Source organism: Umezawaea beigongshangensis (genome assembly GCF_016464305.1).
Classification (GTDB): domain Bacteria; phylum Actinomycetota; class Actinomycetes; order Mycobacteriales; family Pseudonocardiaceae; genus Umezawaea_A; species Umezawaea_A beigongshangensis.
On record NZ_JAEIOJ010000010.1, the window covers coordinates 161,058 to 177,676 of the forward strand.

The following is a 16,619-nucleotide window of genomic DNA, read 5'->3' on the forward strand; positions in this document are numbered from 1 at the left end:
GTGCCGACGGGTGTCGGCACCGACCTCAGGACTCGGGCTGCTGCGGCTTGCCCGCGAGCTCCGGCTCGTTCTCGGCGCTCAGGGCGCCGACGTCGCTGGAGACGCCCCGCTGCGCACGGGCGCGCTCCAGTGCCACGGTCTCCTCCGGCGGGTCCGGGGTCATCGTGCTGCCCGGAACCGGGTGGCCGGCCGAACCGAGCGCGTTCATCTTCTTCGGCACCGGAGCGCCCTGGTAGGCCAGGGGCAGCGGGTGGCCGTGAGCGTCCACGCCGGCCAGCGGCTGGTGGAGCTCGATGAACTCGCCGTGCGGCAGGCGCTTGATGATGCCGGTCTCGACGCCGTGCTCCAGCACCTCGCGGTCGGCCCGCTGGAGGCCGATGCAGATGCGGTAGGTGATGAAGTACGCCAGCGGCGGCAGCACGAACATGCCGATGCGACCGGCCCACGTCATCGCGTTGAGCGAGATGTCGAACTGGAACGCGATGATGTCGTTGCCACCGGAGATCAGCAGCACCATGAAGTACGTGATCGCCATCGCGCCCAGCGAGGTGCGCACCGGCACGTCGCGCGGACGCTGGAGCAGGTTGTGGTGCGCGTAGTCCTTGGTCAGCTTCCGCTCGATCCACGGGTAGACCGCCGCGAGACCGGTCAGCAGGGGCAGGCCCAGGATGAACGGCAGGAACGGCTCGGGGATCGTGTAGTTGCCGATGTAGAACTCCCACGCCGGCCACAGGCGGATCAGACCGTCGGTCCAGCCCATGTACCAGTCGGGCTGCACACCGGCCGAGACCTGACCCGCGTTGTACGGGCCGAAGTTCCAGATGGGGTTGATCTGGAACACGCCGCCCATGATCGCCGTGACGCCGACGACGAGGGCGAAGAAGCCGCCGCCCTTGGCCGCGAACACCGGCATGATGCGCACGCCGACGACGTTGGTCTCCTTGCGGCCCACGCCGGGGAACTGGGTGTGCTTCTGGTACCAGACCAGCGCCAGGTGCACCGCCACCAGGCCCAGCAGGATCGCCGGGATCAGCAGGATGTGCAGCGTGTAGAACCTCGGGATGATCTCCGTGCCGGGGAACTCGCCGCCGAACGCGAGCCAGTTGATCCAGCTGCCCACGACGGGGAACGACAGCAGCAGTGCCGCCATGACGCGAAGACCCGTTCCGGAGAGCAGGTCGTCGGGCAGCGAGTAGCCGAGGAAGCCCTCGATCGCGCCGAGCATGAACAGCAGGATGCCGATGACCCAGTTCACCTCGCGGGGGCGGCGGAACGCGCCCGTGAAGAAGATCCGGAACATGTGGACCACGATCGCGCCCATGAACAGCAGGGCGGCCCAGTGGTGCACCTGGCGGACGAACAGGCCGCCGCGGACGTCGAAGGAGATCTCCAGCGACGACTCGTAGGCGCGGGACATGTCCACGCCCTGCAAGTTGGCGAACGGACCGTCGTAGACGACTTCTTCCATCGACGGGTCGAAGAACAGCGCGAGGTACGTGCCGGACAGCAGCAGGATGATGAAGCTGTACAGCGCGACTTCACCGAGCAGGAAGGACCAGTGGGTCGGGAAGACCTTGTTCAGCTGCTTCCGCAGGCCGCCGGCCGCGTGGTAGCGGTCGTCGGCCCACTTCGCCGCTCCACCGGCCGCACGAGCGGCGGCCTTGGGCCGCTTCGTGGGTGTCGTGATGGCACTCATGATGACTTTCGCTCCCAGAACGCCGGGCCGACGGCCTCGATGAAGTCGCCGCGTGCAATCAGATAGCCGTCCTCGTCAACCGTGATCGGCAACTGCGGCAGCGCCCTGGTCGCCGGACCGAATCGCGGCTTCGCGTAGTGGAAGACGTCGAACTGGGACTGGTGGCACGGGCACAGCAGCAGGCCGGTCTGCTGCTCGTACAGCGAGGCCGGGCAACCGAGGTGGGTGCAGACCTTGGAGTACGCGTAGAAGTCACCGTAGTTGAAGTCTTCCTGCCCTGCACGCTTCGTGACCTGCTGACCAGGGCGGAAGCGGATCAGCATGACGGGGTTGTCCGCCCGCTTGATGGCCGCGACGAGAGCCTTCTCGTCCTCGCGCTCCGACTCGCGGAACGGGAAGACGGTCTCGAAACCGCCCGCTTCGATGTCCTCCGGACGGACGAGCGCGATCTCGTGGGCGACACCGGTGTAGCGGCGGAGGTAGACCTTCTCGCCGTTCTCGGGCAGCCAGCCCGTGTGCCACAGCGACTCCTTGGTGTCGCTGTGCTTCCACGGGTCGCGGATCAGACCGCCCAGCGGGACGGCCAGGACACCGAGGCCGAAGACACCGGCGCCGAGACCGGCCGTGCGCTTGATGAGCGAGCGCCGGCCGAGCGTGCTGCGCTCACCCGCGTCGCCCAGCTCGGCGATCAGGGTGGCCTTGTCGACCTCGGAGGAGCCGAGGTCGTGACGCTGCTGGACCGCGAGCTCGTCCGGGATGAACCGCTTCGTGTACAGCAGGGCGCCCACGCCGAGACCCAGGATCGACAGGCCGAGCGTGAAACCGATCAGCGGCGTGTACAGGGCGTACAGGAAGTGCCGGTCGCTGCCGGGGACCTCGTACTGCCACGGCCAGAAGAGGAAGAGGGCCAGGAAGGCGATGCCGGCCAGTGCGGCGACGGCGAACCACGCGGCGACGCCGCGCTCGGCGCGCTTCTCTGCCCTGGTGCCCTTGACGGGCCACTTCTCCTCGTAGTGCACGAGCTCGACGCCGTCGAGCTCGGTGCCCAGCCGGACGAGCTCGTCCCGGCTCATCTGCGCGAGCTCGTCGTCGCTGGGCAGTTCCTTCGGCTTCTCGCCGCTCATGCCTTGGCTCCGATCCAGAGGGTCACGCCGACGAGGGCGGCGATCCCCACGATGAACGCGATCAGACCCTCGGAGACGGGACCGAACCCGCCGAGGGGGGCGCCACCGGGGTTGTTGTTCCCGTTGGTGACGGACTTGATGTACGCGATGATGTCCTGCTTCTCCTCCGGCGAGAGCTGCCGGTCGGAGAACTTCGGCATGTTCTGCGGGCCGGAGAGCATGGCGGTGTAGATCTGCTCCTCGGTCACGCCGTCCAGGTTCGGCGCGTACTTGCCGGACGACAGCGCCCCGCCGCGACCGGTGAAGTTGTGGCACGAGGTGCAGTTGAGCCGGAACAGCTCACCGCCGCGGGCGGTGTTGACACCGCGCAGGGCCGCGCCGGACTCCTCCGGCCGCTCGGGGCCGCCGCCGCGCGACTGGATGAACGCGCCGAGGGCGTCGATCTCCTCCGGCGTGAACTTCGTCGGCTTGCGCTGCCCCTGGGCCTCCTGGCGCGCCAGCGGCATGCGACCGCTGGAGACCTGGAAGTAGACCGCCGCGTCGCCGGTGCCGATGAGGCTCGGGCCGCGGCTCTGCACGCCGTCGAGGTTGGAGCCGTGACAGGTGATGCAGGTGTTGTTGTAGAGCTGCTCGCCCAGCCTCACCTGCGCGGTGTCCTCCTGGGCCTGCGCGATCTGCGGCTCCGGCGCGAAGGCGCTGAACAAGAATCCTGCGCTGAGCAGGGCGAAGCCGAGCGCGAGCAGGCCGGAGATCCGTCGGCGCGCCTTCGTGCGCTTCCGGTTCCGTGTGGTGTTGGTGGTGGTCATGTGTGCGGCAACCCTTGCTGTCAGTTCGGGGCTCGTGCTGCTGGCGTCAGGGCACGATGTAGATGACGGCGAACAGGCCGATCCACACGATGTCGACGAAGTGCCAGTAGTACGACACGACGATCGCCGAGGTGGCCTGGGCAGGGGTGAACTTGCTCAGCTTGGTTCGCACGAGCAGGTACACGAACGCGACGAGCCCGCCGATCACGTGCAGACCGTGGAAGCCGGTGGTCAGGTAGAAGACCGTGCCGTACGCCGACGACGGGATGGTCGTCCCGTGGTGCACGAGCTCGTAGTACTCCAGACCCTGGCCGGCCACGAAGATCAGGCCCATCACCAGGGTGACGACGTACCACCGGCGGAGACCGAACACGTCCCCGCGCTCAGCGGCGAAGACTCCCCACTGGCAGGTGAAGGACGAGGCCACCAGGATGGTCGTGAAGAACAGCGCCTGGGGCACGTTCAGCTCGGTCGGCTCTGGGGGCCACGGACCTTCGTTCTGGGCCTTCACCGTGAAGAACATGGCGAAGAGCCCCGCGAAGAACATGAGCTCACTGGACAGCCAGACGATCGTGCCGACGCTGACCATGTTCGGGCGGTTCAGCGAGTGCACGCGCTGGCCGATGGAGGGCGCTGCCGTTGTCACACGACGCATTATTGCTTGCAGGTTTTCGCCTCGCCCATCGGGTCCGCCGCGGGTCGGAGGCGGTGGACGTGACGGAGGGTGAGCGATGGGGACGGGACTGCTGGACCGGTTGCGGGCGTGGGCCTCCCGACGCAGGACGCCTCCCCTCGACGTGGACGCGCCGGGGCTGGTCGTCGTCGCCGAGGCGTTCGACCCCGCGGAGGCCGATTCGGCCGTTCTGGCCCGTTCGCCGCGGTGGCGAGCGGACGCCGAGGCTGTGCTGCGTCACCACCTCAGCATACCCTCTGACCAGGTAGAACGAGCCTCGGAGCTGCTCGCTCAAGACGGCTGGCTGCTGCGCCGGGACGCGGAGCGCCCCGGTCACCAGCACGCGGTGCGGGTGCAGGTGCTCGACGCCCTGCACTGCGCCCAGGAGCGTTCCCGGATGGCGGGACTGGCGCAGCGCCTCGGGGGCGACTCGCTCGGCTGGGACGCGTTGCAGCCCCACACCGAGTAGTCGGCGACGACCGGACCGGACCGGGTTCGCCCCGGTCGTGGTGAGCGAGGACGCGTGTTCTGCGCGTCACAGTCTTCCGCGACTCCTCCGGAGAGCGGCCCGCGCCCGGCCGTCGTCCGACCACCGGGTGCTGGCGCGACGGCCGGTCGCGGATAGCATCGGGGAACCAGGTCGACCGACCCGCCGGAGGATCGAGCACATGAGCACGCAGACCACGAAGATCCTGGTGTTCAGCCACCGCCCCGAGGTGCGTGAGACGATCGTCACGGCCGTGGGTCGCCGACCCGCCCCCGACCTGGGGCGCGTCACCTACGTCGAGGCCGGCACGGTCGCCGAGGTCCTCTACGAGGCCGACCAGGGCGGCATCGACCTCGCGATCCTCGACGGCGAGGCGCAGCCCACCGGTGGCATGGGCCTGTCCCGGCAGCTCAAGAACGAGATCACCGACTGCCCGCCGATCGTGGTGGCGGTGCGTCGCAGGGACGACCGCTGGCTGGCCACGTGGTCGCAGGCGGACGCCGTGATCGTGCACCCGCTCGACCCGCTGGCCGCGGCCGAGACCGTCGCCGAGGTGCTGCGCTCCTCCGCAGCACTGCCCGCCGTCCGCGGCTGAGCGCCGGGTCATGGCGGAGACGAGAACCTGGCCCTCGCTGCTCAACCGGCTGATCGCCCGGGTCGACCTGACCGAGGACGACGCGGGCTGGGCGATGGACCAGATCATGTCCGGTGATGCCACGCAGGCCCAGATCGCCGCGTTCGCGGTCGCGCTGCGCGCCAAGGGCGAGACGCCGGAGGAGATCGACGGCATCGCCAAGACGATGCTGCGGCACGCCCGCCTCTTCAGCGTGGACGTCCGCGCCACCGACCTCGTCGGCACCGGCGGCGACCAGTCCGGCTCGGTGAACATCTCCACGATGGCGGCGATCGTGACCGCCGCCGCCGGTGTCCCGGTGGTCAAGCACGGCAACCGCGCCTCGTCGTCGAAGTGCGGCACCGCCGACGTGCTGGAGGCGCTGGGCGTCGCGATCGACCTGCAACCCGCGGGCGTGCAGCGCACGGTGGCCGAGCTGGGCATCGGGTTCTGCTTCGCCCCGGTGTTCCACCCCGCCTTCCGCTACACCGCGGGGCCGCGCCGCGAGATGGGCATCCCCACGGCGTTCAACCTGCTCGGTCCGCTCACCAACCCGGCCCAGCCGGTCGTGGGCCTGATCGGCTGCGCGCGGGAGGCCGCGGCGCCGCTCGTCGCCGGGGTGTTCGCCCGCCGGGGCTCCACCGCGCTGGTCGTGCGGGGCGACGACGGCCTGGACGAGATCACCACCACCACCACGACCTCGGTGTGGGTGGCCGACGGCGGTGTGGTGCGCACCGACCGGATCGACCCGTCGGTGCTCGGTGTGCGTCCGGCGCTGCCGGAGGACCTGCTGGGCGGTGACGCGGCGACCAACGCCGAGGTGGTGCGCGAGCTGGTCAGCGGCAAGCCCGGTCCGGTCCGCGACGCCGTGCTCGTCAACGCGGCGGGCGCCGTGGCGGCGCACCGCGGGCTGTCCGGCGACCTGCACGCCGATCTGGCCGCCGCTCTGACGGACGTGGCGGCCGCCGTCGACAGCGGGGCGGCGGCGGAACTCCTGCGGGGCTGGGCGACGTTGTCGACACAGCTCCGCGGTTCCTGAACTTTCCGCAACACGTCCGCAACACGGTGGGTGGATGCTGCCCCGACACGGGTGGCGAGGAGGTCTTGTCGTGCTCTACACGGTCCTGAAACGCGTGGTCGGTCCGGTGATGCAGTTGATCTACCGGCCGACCGTGGAAGGTCTGGAGAACGTTCCGGCGGAGGGTGCCGTCATCCTCGCGCCGAACCACCTGTCGTTCGTCGACAGCGTCGTCATCCCGATGGTCGTGCAGCGGCGGGTGGCGTTCCTCGCCAAGGCCGAGTACTTCGAGGGCACGGGGCTGCGCGGCGCGCTGTCGCGCTGGTACTTCACCTCGCTGGGCCACGTGCCGGTGCGCCGGGGCGAGGGCAGGGCCGCGCGCGACTCGCTCGACGCCGCCGGGCGCATCCTGGCCAGGGGCGAGGCGTTCGTGATCTACCCGGAGGGCACGCGCTCGCTGGACGGCATGCTGCACCGCGGCCGCACGGGCGTGGCGCGCATGGCGCTGGAGTCCGGCGCTCCCGTGGTGCCGGTGGGGCTGATCGGCACGGACGCGCTGCTGCCGGTGGGGCGCAGGGTGCCGCGCCGCTGCCGGGTGACGGTGCGCTTCGGCAAGCCGATGGACTTCTCCCGCTACGAGGGGCTGCACGAGTCGCTGCCGGTGCTGCGATCGGTCACCGACGAGATCATCTACAACATCCTGCACCTGTCCGGCCAGGAGTACGCCGACAAGTACCAGGCGCCGCCCGCGGCCGCCTGACTCCCGCCGCCCGGCTCCCACCGCACGACGACCGCGGCCCCCGACCTGGAACCAGGTCGGGGGCCGCGGTCGTCGTGCGGTGGATCAGTTGTGGCTCGGGCCGGTGTGGTACTCGAACACCAGGCCGCCGACGGCGATCAGGATGAGCACCACGGCGATGACCAGCAGCCAGACGTGGAAGAACGCCAGCGAGACACCGCCGACCGCCGCGGCGGCGGCCAGCGCGACGGGCCAGTAGCTGCCGGGGCTGAAGAAGCCCAGCTCGCCCGCGCCGTCGCTGACCTCGGCCTCGGGGTTGTCCTCCGGCCGCAGCTCGATGCGCCGCGCCACGAAGCGGAAGTACGTGCCGACGATGAGCGCGAGCCCACCGGTCAGCGCGAGAGCCACGATGCCGACCGGCTCCTTCGCCCAGAAGCCGTACACGACGGCCATCAGGAACGAGAAACCGGCGACCAAGTCAAAAATCCGGGCTTCGACCTTCATGACTTCCTCGCTCCCGGATCAGTTGCTGTCACCGGACGCCTCGCGGGCCTTCCGGTCGGTGTCGAACGGACGGGTCGTGACCGAGTACGGCGTGCACAGCTCGCCGCAGTTCATCTCGGCGAGCGCCTCGGAAGCCGTGTAGCTGCGGCCGGTGTCCTGGTTCACCTGCTGGCGCAGTTCCATGTACCGGTCGAAGTCGTCGGCGGCCAGTGCGCGGACCTCGAAGTTCATCACCGCGTGGTACGTGCCGCACAGCTCGGCGCAGCGACCCACGAACGAGCCCTCGCGGTCGATCTTGGTGACCTCGAACGAGCTGTCCTGGTTGTTCTTCTCGGGGTCCGGGAAGACGTCGCGCTTGAAGTGGAACTCCGGCACGAAGAACGAGTGGATGACGTCGGTCGACCGCAGGTTGAAGCGGATCGACTTGCCGCTCGGGACGACCAGCAGCGGAACCTCGTCGGAGGTGCCGACGGTGCTGACCGGCGCCTGCGTCTCCTCGGTCGCGAACTCGGGGTACTGGAACTCCCAGTTCCACTGGAACGCGATCACGTCGACGGTGACGTCGGGGTTCTCCGACTTGTCCGTCACGAAGTTCTGCGTGATCGCGGTGAAGTAGAACAACACGGCCACGATGATCGTCGGGACGACGATCAGAACGATCTCCAGCGGCAGGTTGTACGCGGTCTGCCTGGGCAGCTCGTCGCTCTTCTTCCGGTGGAACGCGACCGACCACAGGATCAAGCCCCAGACGATCACACCGACGACCAGCGCGGCGATCACGGATCCGGTCCACAGCTCGCGCATCCGCTCGGCCTGCGGCGTGACGCCGACCGGCCAGCCGAACCGCATAACCTCCTCCGCGGAGCAACCGGTGGCCCCGATGCCGACCAGGCCTACCAGCCCGGCGACCTTGGCCAGCCGTGCTGCCCCGGTGCCCTCCTTCAGGCCCACTGCTCGCGCCTCCTCGCAGACGGTGCACGACTCGCGGTGGTGGTCGCGAGCCGGGTGAAAAACACGCGGTCCGGCCAGGAGAGTCTCCGTGCCGGGATCATGCGGGAGCGTAGCCCAGCACGACCGGCGTCACCCCCTCGGGGCACGCGCCACCCGGTGCATTTCACGTCACACGCGGGTGACTTCCCGGAGTATGCGTCACCTCACGAAGCGCCGCCGTCCGGCGCGGAACGGCTCCCCGGCATACTGGGCACTTCTACGCCGGCGAGATGAGAGGTTGCGAGAGCCTTGTGCGGCTTCGTGGGACTGGTAAGCCCTAGCAAGAACGAGGCCGAGCACGCGCGCTCGGCCGTCGCCGGAGCGCTGCGCTGCCAGCGGCACCGCGGCCCCGACGAGAGCGGCACCTGGCAGGGCGACGAGATCGTCTTCGGCTTCAACCGACTGTCGATCATCGACATCGAGAACTCGCACCAGCCGCTGCACTGGGGTCCGCCCGAGGCGCCCGGCAGGTACACGATCCTGTTCAACGGTGAGATCTACAACTACCTGGAGCTGCGGGCGGAGCTGACCGCGCAGTACGGCACGCGGTTCGCCACCGACGGCGACACCGAGACGATCGTCGCGGCGTACCACCACATGGGCCCGTCGGCCGTCGCGCGGCTGCGGGGCATGTTCGCGTTCCTGATCTGGGACTCGCAGCGCCGCGTCGTGTTCGGCGCGCGCGACCCGTTCGGCATCAAGCCGCTGTACTACGCGGTCGGCCCGCACGGCGTCGCGTTCTCCAGCGAGAAGAAGAGCGTGCTGGAGCTGGCCGGGACCATCGGCATCGAGCCGAAGGTCGACCGCAAGGCGCTCCAGCACTACATGATCCTCCAGTACGTGCCGGAGCCGGAGTCGCTGCACGACGAGGTGCGCCGCGTCGAGTCGGGCACCTCGTTCACGGTGTCGCCGGGCGGCGAGCCGGTGAGCCAGCGGTACTTCCCCGCCGAGTTCCGCCCCCGCACGGTGAACAACGACGTCGAGGCGAACGCGCTCTACGACGAGATCACCGCCGCGCTGCGCGACTCGGTCGCCAAGCACATGCGCGCGGACGTGACGGTCGGCTCGTTCCTGTCCGGCGGCATCGACTCCACGGTGATCGCGGCGCTGGCCAAGGAGCACAACCCGGACCTGATCACGTTCACCACGGGCTTCCAGCGCTCCGGCTTCTCCGAGGTCGACGTGGCCGCGGAGTCGGCGGCGGCGATCGGTGTGAAGCACGTGGTCAGGACGGTGACGGCGCAGGAGATGATGGACTCCCTGCCGCTGATCACCTGGTACCTGGACGACCCGGTGGCCGACCCGGCGCTGGTGCCGCTGTGGTTCATCGCCCGCGAGGCGCGCCGCCACGTGAAGGTCGTGCTGTCCGGCGAGGGCGCGGACGAGCTGTTCGGCGGGTACACGATCTACCGCGAGCCGCTGTCGCTGGCGCCGTTCGACAAGGTGCCCACCACGCTGCGCAAGGCCATGGGCCGCGTGTCGACGAAGATCCCGCACGGCGTCCGGGGCAAGGACCTGCTGCGCCGGGGCGCGCTGACCCTGGAGGAGCGCTACTACGGCAACGCGCGCATCTTCCTGGACGACCTGCTGCGGCAGGTGCTGCGGTCCTACGACCCGAGCGTGTCCCACGCCGACGCCACGGCCGGGCCGTACCGGCAGTCGCAGGACTGGGACCCGGTGACCCGGATGCAGCACGTGGACCTGTTCACCTGGCTGCGCGGCGACATCCTGGTCAAGGCCGACAAGGTGACGATGGCGAACTCGCTGGAGCTGCGGGTGCCGTTCCTGGACCCCGAGGTCTTCCGGATCGCCAGCCAGATCCCGTCCGAGTTGAAGATCACCAAGGAGACGACGAAGTACGCCCTGCGCAGGGCGATCCGCGACATCGTGCCCAGGCACGTGCTGGAGCGGCGCAAGCTCGGCTTCCCGGTGCCGATCCGGCACTGGCTGAAGGACGAGATGCACGACTGGGCCGTGGACACGGTGAACCAGTCGCAGACCGACCAGTACATCGACAAGGGCGCGGTGCTGCGGCTGATCGAGGAGCACCGGTCGGGCGTGCAGGACCACAGCCGCCGCATCTGGGCGCTGCTGGTCTTCATGATCTGGCACGGCATCTTCGTCGAGGGCCGGATCAAGCCCGTGGTCCCGGAGCCGCACTACCCCGTGAAGCTCTGACCGCCACGTGTTCGGCGGAGGCCCCGTCACCGAGTTCGCTCGGTGACGGGGCCTCCGTGGTGACGGGGCTCCGCGGTCACGGGCTCAGCGGTCACGGGGCTCAGCGGTCACGGGGCTCGGCGGCGACGGGGTTCAGCGGCGGCCCCGGACCGAGCACAGCAGGAACGAGCGCAGCTCCACGGCCGGGTGAACCACCAGCTCGTCGAACCGGTCCAGCTCGTCCTCGGTCAGCAGTTTCGCGGCGAGGGCGCGCTCGCGCACCTGCCTCAGGTTGGTGCGCAGGAGCCTGCTGCCCGGTGAGCCGCCGACCCACGTCTCACCGGCCTGCACGCCCTCGACGTCGCGGAACCCGGCGTCGCGCAGGGCGGTGGCCGCGCGCGAGCCCCAGCGCAGCTCCGTGCCCGCCTTCTCCAGCAGGCTCGTGAGCGCCGCGACGCTCTTGGTGAGCAGCGCCGCGTCGGCGGGGCTCGGGGCGGCGAGCACGGCGAACCGCTCGGCGTCGAACTCCTCCAGCGCCAGCCAGCCGCCGGGCCGCAGGGTCTCGCGCAGTCTGCCCAGCACGGCCTCCCGCTGCGGGAGGTGGCACAGCACGAGACGCGCGTGCACGAGGTCGTGGGCGGCGGGCGGGAGGTCGTCGTGGACGACGTCGTGCCGCAGGACGGTCGTCGTGGGACCGTCGAGGTGACCGAGGCGGTCGGTGTCGACGTCGGTGACGGTGACGTGGCCGGCCGCTCCCACGCGGGTGGCGAGCCAGCGCGCGACGGAGCCACCGCCCCCGCCGATCTCCAGGCAGCGCCACCCCTCGGTGACGCCGGTCCGCTCCAGGCTCGTGGTGGTGCGTCCGTCCAGCAGGCTCGCCAGCGCGTCGAGGTGCGGGTCGAGCAGCGCCCCGGTACGACCGAACAGGTACTCCGACATGGGGGCTCCTCGCGCCGAGTGGATCAGACCACTCACGAGGATGCACTCAGGACCGGTTCAGCGCAGCCGCTGCCGGGAGCAGCGGGAGGTGAGCCGATCGCCGGTGGTGGCGGACGCGCTCCACCACCACCGGAACCGGTCAGCGATCAGGCGGGGACGACCGCCGCGATCTCCTGCGCGGCCACCGGGCCGAACGCCTCGCGGACGCGGGCGAGGGCCGGCTCGCGGTCGAGCACCCACTCCTGCGTGCCCACCGTCTCCAGCACCAGCACGGCGATCAGCGAACCGAGCTGGGCGGCGCGCTCCAGGCCCAGACCGGCGGTGGTGCCGGCGAGGAACCCGGCGCGGAACCCGTCACCGACACCGGTCGGGTCGACCTTGCCCAGCTCGGGCACCGCGGGCACCTGGAGCGCGGTGCCGTCGGCCCCGACGATCTCCACGCCCTTCTCGCCGAGCGTGGTGATCCGCAGCCCGACCCTGGACAGCACGTCCTGCTCGGTCCAGCCGGTCTTCTGGAGCAGCAGCTCCCACTCGTAGTCGTTGCTGAACAGGTAGCGAGCCCCCTCGACGAAGTCGCGGACCTGCGCGCCGTCCATCCTCGCGAGCTGCTGGGACGGGTCGACCGCGAACGAGTAGCCCCGCTGGCGGCACTCCTCGGCGTGCCGGAGCATCCCGGCCGGGTCGTCCGGACTGATCAGGACGAGGTCGAGCTCGCCCACGCGGTCCGCGATCGGCGCCAGCTCGATGTTGCGGGACTCCGACATGGCGCCCGCGTAGAAGGAGGCGATCTGGTTCATGTCGTCGTCGGTGGTGCACACGAACCTGGCGGTGTGCGCCACCTCGGAGACGAGGACGCCGGAGCAGTCCACGCCGTGCCTCTCCAGCCAGGAGCGGTAGTCGGCGAAGTCCTGGCCGACGGCGCCCACGAGCACGGGCGAGCAGCCCAGCACCCCCATGCCGAACGCGATGTTGGCGCCGATGCCGCCCCGCCGGACCACGAGGTCGTCCACGAGGAAGCTCAGCGAGACGCGGTCGAGGCGGTCGGCGACCAGCTGGTCGGCGAACCTCCCCGGAAAGTGCATCAGGTGGTCGGTGGCGATGCTTCCGCTGACGGCTGTGGGCACCAGGCGGCCCTCCCCTTGTCTCTGGTCGTCCGACGCTGCTCGAGCACGGCAGCCGCGGGTCGACTCTCCTTCGAACTGACCGTTGTCCCCGGACCGGCACCAGCCCGTCCGGGTGGGCGCGACCCGGCGGCGAACACTACCGTTTGGTAGGACTGTCGCCGGTCTCAGCGCGGTCCTACGGTCGGAACGTGACCACCTCCGAAGCGGCGACCACGAGCGAACTGATCGCCGACTGCGCACAGCTCCCGACCTCCATCACGACCGCACACCCCCCGCTGCCCGAACCCGCCGGCGCCGCCACCTGGTCGGTGGACGAGCGCTGCTCGCGGCAGGTGGAGGGCCTGAGCGACTACGGGAGCTGACCTGCCCGGAGCAGCGAGAAGGGCTGTCACCCCGGCGGGGTGACAGCCCTTCTCGGCGGTCGACTAGTGGAACGAGTCGCCGCAGGCGCAGGAACCGCCCGCGTTCGGGTTCTCGATCGTGAAGCCCTGCTTCTCGATGGTGTCGACGAAGTCGATCACCGCGCCCTCGACGTAGGGGGCGCTCATGCGGTCCACGGCCACCTTCAGGCCGCCGAAGTCGCGCAGCGCGTCGCCGTCGAGGCTGCGCTCGTCGAAGAAGAGCTGGTAGCGCAGGCCGGCGCAGCCGCCGGGCTGCACGGCGATGCGGAGGTGCATGTCGTCGCGCCCCTCCTGGTCGAGCAGGGCCTTGGCCTTCACGGCAGCTGATTCGGTCAGCGTCACGCCGTGGGTCGGCGCCTCGGCCTCGGTCGAGGCAGCTTCGTGAGCGGTCGTCATGGCTCTCCCTCAGAGGTCCTGTGCGGGCGGTACCGCCCGTGCAACACGGGTGGTACCCGCTTTGTTCCCCCACCCATGGTGACACAGCGGAAGCGCGTGCCGGACGGGGTGCGCTGTCACGTGGACCACTGGCGGGCCACGTGCGCGGCCAGCGACGCCAGCGACGCGGCGGGTTCGGCCATCGACCGCGCCGCCGAACCGACGTGCTCGGCGACCGAGCGGAGGTCCCGGACACCCGCCGCGGCGGCCTCCCCGCGCCCGGCGCCGACCTGCCCGGCGAGGACCAGGCACGGCAGTCCGCGCTCGGCGGCGGCGCCCGCCACGGAGGTGACGAGCTTGCCGCGCAGGGACTGCCGGTCGAAGCTGCCCTCTCCGGTGACGACCAGGTCCGCGGCGTCCAGCGCGGCGTCCAGCCCGGTCAGCTCCCGCACCAGCCCCGCGCCGGAGACGACGGTCGCGCCGAGCGCGAGCAGGGCCGCGCCGAGTCCGCCGGCGGCACCGGCGCCCGGCTGGTCGCGCACGTCGCGCGGGAGCACGTCGGCGAACCGGGCCAGCCCTGCCTCCAGGCGGGCCGCGGCGGCCGGATCGGCGCCCTTCTGCGGCCCGAACACCGTCGCGGCGCCGTGCGGGCCGAGCAGGGGGTTCTCCACGTCGGAGGCGGCGACGAGGCGCACGCCGCCGGGGTCGGCGACGCCGTCGAGCCCGGCGCAGCGGGCGAGCGCGGTGCCGCCGCTCAGCGGCGTGCCGTCGTCGTCCACGGCCACCGCGCCGAGCGCGGCCAGCAGCCCGGCGCCGCCGTCGGTCGTGGCGGACCCGCCGAGACCGACGACGACGGTGTGCGCGCCGGCGTCGCGGGCCGCGGCGACGAGCTCGCCGACACCACGGGTGGTGACGAGTTCGCACGCCCGCGCCCGGTCGTCCTCCGGCACCAGGTGCAGTCCGCACGCCGAGGCCGACTCGACGTGCGCGGTGCCCTCGTGCAGCAGCCAGACCGCCTCGACCGGCCGGCCCAGCGGACCCGTGACGGTGGAGGTGCGCAGGTCACCGCCCAGCGCGGCGTGCAGGACGTCGACGAATCCCGGTCCCCCGTCCGCGAGCGGACGCAGCACCACCTCGTCGCGCGGAGCGGTCGAGCGCCAGCCCGAGGCCATCGCCTCGGCCGCCTCCCGCGCCGTCAGGGTGCCGCCGAAGCAGTCGGGAGCGATCAGTACTCGCACCTCGCGAAGGGTACGGGGAGTGCTGTCCTACTCTTGACGTCGTGAGGTTCCTGCGCCGCGACTCGACCGAGACCACCGACACCGCTTCCGACACCGCGGTGGAGGTGACGGCTGCCGACGCGCAGAAGGGCCGCACGCCCGGCAAGGGACGCCCGACGCCGAAGCGCACCGAGGCCGCCGGCCGGCGCCGCGGCCCGGTCCCCCCGCCGCCGCGCACGCAGCGCGAGGCGTTCAAGCGCATGCGGGGCAACAAGCAGAGCAAGGAGGAGCGCCGCGCCGCCGCCGCGGAGCGCCGTCAGCGGATGCTCTCCGGCGAGGAGAAGTACCTGCTGCCCCGCGACCGCGGGCCGGTCAAGGCCTACATCCGCGACCTGGTCGACGCCAGGCGCAACCTCATGGGCCTGTTCATGCCGCTGGCGATCCTCGTGTTCGTCGCGCTGCTCACCCCGTCACCGGTGATCCAGCAGTACGCCACGCTGCTGACCACGTTCATGCTGCTCGCGATGATCGTCGAGGGCTTCGTGCTGGGCCGCCTGGTCACCAAGAGGGTGCGCGCGAAGTTCCCGACCGAGCCGATCAAGGGCCTGTCGATCGGCTGGTACTCGTTCATCCGGGCCAGCCAGCTCCGCAAGCTGCGCGTCCCCAAGCCCAGGCTGAAGGCGGGCGACCCGGTGCGCTGAGCTTCATTAGCAAGCCGAACGATCCGGGGCTAGGCTGCGGTCATGGAGTTCCGACGCCTCGGCCGCAGTGGCCTGAACATCAGCGAGATCTCGTACGGCAACTGGCTCACCCACGGCTCCCAGGTCGAGGAGGACCAGGCGACGGCCTGCGTCCGCGCCGCGCTCGACGCGGGCATCACGACCTTCGACACCGCCGACGTGTACGCCAACACGGCCGCCGAGTCCGTCCTCGGTCGCGCGCTGGCCGGTGAGCGGCGGGCTTCCTACGAGCTGTTCACCAAGGTGTACTGGCCCACCGGTCCCAAGGGGCCCAACGACAGCGGTCTGGGTCGCAAGCACGTCATGGAGTCGATCGACGCCTCCCTGAAGCGGCTCCAGACGGACTACGTCGACCTCTACCAGGCGCACCGGTTCGACCGCACGGTGCCGCTGGAGGAGACGATGCTGGCGTTCGCCGACGTCGTGCGCTCCGGCAAGGCGCTCTACATCGGCGTGTCCGAGTGGAACGCCGAGCAGATCACCCGCGGCGCGGCGCTCGCCCGCGAGCTGAACGTCCCGTTCATCTCCAACCAGCCGCAGTACTCGATGCTGTGGCGGGTCGTCGAGGACCAGGTCGTGCCCGCCTCCGAGCGCGAGGGCCTCAGCCAGATCGTGTGGTCGCCGATCGCGCAGGGCGTCCTCACCGGCAAGTACACGCCCGGTGGTCAGATCCCCGAGGGCTCGCGGGCGACCGACGAGAGCGGCTCGAAGATGATCGCGCGGTTCATGCGCGACGAGGTGCTGGAGAAGGTCCAGAAGCTCAAGCCGATCGCGGACGAGGTCGGCCTGTCGCTGGCTCAGCTCGCGGTGGCGTGGGTGCTGCAGAACCCGAACGTGGCCAGCGCGATCATCGGCGCGTCCCGCCCGGAGCAGGTGCACGAGAACGTGAAGGCGGCCGGCGTGAAGCTGGAGGCCGAGGTCCTGACGAAGATCGACGAGGTGCTGGAGGGCGTGGTCGAGACCGACCCGGCCCTGACCCAGGCCCCCTGATCACCCCGCGGACGGCCCGTCGCGCA

The 16,619-nt window shown here is 70.6% G+C and carries 18 protein-coding genes; 8 read left to right on the forward strand and 10 right to left on the reverse strand.

Going from position 1 to position 16,619, the window contains the following annotated elements; genetic code table 11:
* Nucleotides 1–25 precede the first annotated feature (25 nt).
* The 4 genes from qcrB to ctaE are packed head-to-tail and all read right to left on the reverse strand — an operon-like array spanning nucleotide 26 to nucleotide 4,281.
* Nucleotides 26–1,696 (reverse strand): cytochrome bc1 complex cytochrome b subunit, encoded by a 1,671-nt coding sequence (gene qcrB / locus IMZ35_RS23505; protein ID WP_199443334.1) that lies wholly within the window; start codon nucleotides 1,694–1,696, stop codon nucleotides 26–28.
* Nucleotides 1,693–2,820: a cytochrome bc1 complex Rieske iron-sulfur subunit gene (gene qcrA / locus IMZ35_RS23510; RefSeq protein ID WP_199443335.1), complete on the reverse strand. Its 1,128-nt coding sequence runs from the start codon at nucleotides 2,818–2,820 to the stop codon at nucleotides 1,693–1,695. Before qcrA ends, qcrB begins: the two co-directional genes overlap by 4 nt.
* On the reverse strand, nucleotides 2,817–3,626 hold the full coding sequence (gene qcrC, locus IMZ35_RS23515) for a cytochrome bc1 complex diheme cytochrome c subunit (protein ID WP_199443336.1): 810 nt from the start codon (nucleotides 3,624–3,626) through the stop codon (nucleotides 2,817–2,819). The genes qcrA and qcrC overlap by 4 nt, the downstream gene beginning before the upstream one ends.
* Before the next feature lie 46 nt (nucleotides 3,627–3,672).
* Entirely contained in the window at nucleotides 3,673–4,281 is a 609-nt protein-coding gene (gene ctaE / locus IMZ35_RS23520; RefSeq protein ID WP_199443337.1) for an aa3-type cytochrome oxidase subunit III, read from the reverse strand.
* Between the two features lie 76 nt (nucleotides 4,282–4,357).
* On the opposite strand from ctaE, the gene IMZ35_RS23525 reads away from it, so the two are divergent.
* The 4 genes from IMZ35_RS23525 (at nucleotide 4,358) to IMZ35_RS23540 (ending at nucleotide 7,177) form a co-directional block, all read left to right on the forward strand.
* Entirely contained in the window at nucleotides 4,358–4,768 is a 411-nt protein-coding gene (locus IMZ35_RS23525; RefSeq protein ID WP_199443338.1) for a hypothetical protein, read from the forward strand.
* A 199-nt stretch (nucleotides 4,769–4,967) separates the two neighbouring features.
* Entirely contained in the window at nucleotides 4,968–5,381 is a 414-nt protein-coding gene (locus IMZ35_RS23530) for a hypothetical protein (RefSeq protein WP_199443339.1), read from the forward strand.
* 10 nt (nucleotides 5,382–5,391) lie between these two features.
* Nucleotides 5,392–6,438, forward strand: a complete 1,047-nt coding sequence (gene trpD, locus IMZ35_RS23535) for an anthranilate phosphoribosyltransferase (protein WP_199443340.1) — start codon at nucleotides 5,392–5,394, stop codon at nucleotides 6,436–6,438.
* 70 nt (nucleotides 6,439–6,508) lie between these two features.
* Entirely contained in the window at nucleotides 6,509–7,177 is a 669-nt protein-coding gene (locus IMZ35_RS23540) for a lysophospholipid acyltransferase family protein (RefSeq protein WP_199443341.1), read from the forward strand.
* Nucleotides 7,178–7,261: 84 nt separating this feature from the next.
* Here the strand turns inward: IMZ35_RS23540 and IMZ35_RS23545 are convergent, their stop codons facing one another.
* Both IMZ35_RS23545 and ctaC read right to left on the reverse strand, forming a co-directional pair.
* A complete protein-coding gene (locus tag IMZ35_RS23545; RefSeq protein ID WP_199443342.1) occupies nucleotides 7,262–7,660 on the reverse strand; it encodes a cytochrome c oxidase subunit 4 in 399 nt (132 codons plus the stop codon).
* A gap of 18 nt (nucleotides 7,661–7,678) precedes the next feature.
* A complete protein-coding gene (gene ctaC, locus IMZ35_RS23550; RefSeq protein WP_199443343.1) occupies nucleotides 7,679–8,611 on the reverse strand; it encodes an aa3-type cytochrome oxidase subunit II in 933 nt (310 codons plus the stop codon).
* Nucleotides 8,612–8,899: 288 nt separating this feature from the next.
* On the opposite strand from ctaC, the gene asnB reads away from it, so the two are divergent.
* The gene (gene asnB / locus IMZ35_RS23555) at nucleotides 8,900–10,828 is read left to right on the forward strand and encodes an asparagine synthase (glutamine-hydrolyzing) (protein WP_199443344.1); all 1,929 of its coding nucleotides are present in this window, start codon (nucleotides 8,900–8,902) and stop codon (nucleotides 10,826–10,828) included.
* 132 nt (nucleotides 10,829–10,960) lie between these two features.
* Here asnB and IMZ35_RS23560 read toward each other — a convergent pair whose 3' ends face one another.
* Both IMZ35_RS23560 and IMZ35_RS23565 read right to left on the reverse strand, forming a co-directional pair.
* Complete coding sequence (locus tag IMZ35_RS23560) at nucleotides 10,961–11,746, reverse strand: class I SAM-dependent methyltransferase (protein WP_199443345.1); 786 nt, start codon at nucleotides 11,744–11,746, stop codon at nucleotides 10,961–10,963.
* Nucleotides 11,747–11,892: 146 nt separating this feature from the next.
* Nucleotides 11,893–12,828: a carbohydrate kinase family protein gene (locus IMZ35_RS23565; protein WP_199443429.1), complete on the reverse strand. Its 936-nt coding sequence runs from the start codon at nucleotides 12,826–12,828 to the stop codon at nucleotides 11,893–11,895.
* 230 nt (nucleotides 12,829–13,058) lie between these two features.
* On the opposite strand from IMZ35_RS23565, the gene IMZ35_RS23570 reads away from it, so the two are divergent.
* A complete protein-coding gene (locus IMZ35_RS23570; RefSeq protein ID WP_199443346.1) occupies nucleotides 13,059–13,232 on the forward strand; it encodes a hypothetical protein in 174 nt (57 codons plus the stop codon).
* 63 nt (nucleotides 13,233–13,295) lie between these two features.
* Here the strand turns inward: IMZ35_RS23570 and IMZ35_RS23575 are convergent, their stop codons facing one another.
* Both IMZ35_RS23575 and IMZ35_RS23580 read right to left on the reverse strand, forming a co-directional pair.
* On the reverse strand, nucleotides 13,296–13,667 hold the full coding sequence (locus IMZ35_RS23575; protein ID WP_199443347.1) for a HesB/IscA family protein: 372 nt from the start codon (nucleotides 13,665–13,667) through the stop codon (nucleotides 13,296–13,298).
* A gap of 116 nt (nucleotides 13,668–13,783) precedes the next feature.
* On the reverse strand, nucleotides 13,784–14,884 hold the full coding sequence (locus IMZ35_RS23580) for a glycerate kinase family protein (RefSeq protein WP_199443348.1): 1,101 nt from the start codon (nucleotides 14,882–14,884) through the stop codon (nucleotides 13,784–13,786).
* Nucleotides 14,885–14,925: 41 nt separating this feature from the next.
* On the opposite strand from IMZ35_RS23580, the gene IMZ35_RS23585 reads away from it, so the two are divergent.
* Together IMZ35_RS23585 and IMZ35_RS23590 are read left to right on the forward strand one after the other, a co-directional pair.
* On the forward strand, nucleotides 14,926–15,564 hold the full coding sequence (locus IMZ35_RS23585; protein ID WP_199443349.1) for a DUF3043 domain-containing protein: 639 nt from the start codon (nucleotides 14,926–14,928) through the stop codon (nucleotides 15,562–15,564).
* A 42-nt stretch (nucleotides 15,565–15,606) separates the two neighbouring features.
* The gene (locus IMZ35_RS23590; RefSeq protein ID WP_199443350.1) at nucleotides 15,607–16,593 is read left to right on the forward strand and encodes an aldo/keto reductase family protein; all 987 of its coding nucleotides are present in this window, start codon (nucleotides 15,607–15,609) and stop codon (nucleotides 16,591–16,593) included.
* The last annotated feature ends 26 nt before the right edge of the window (nucleotides 16,594–16,619 follow it).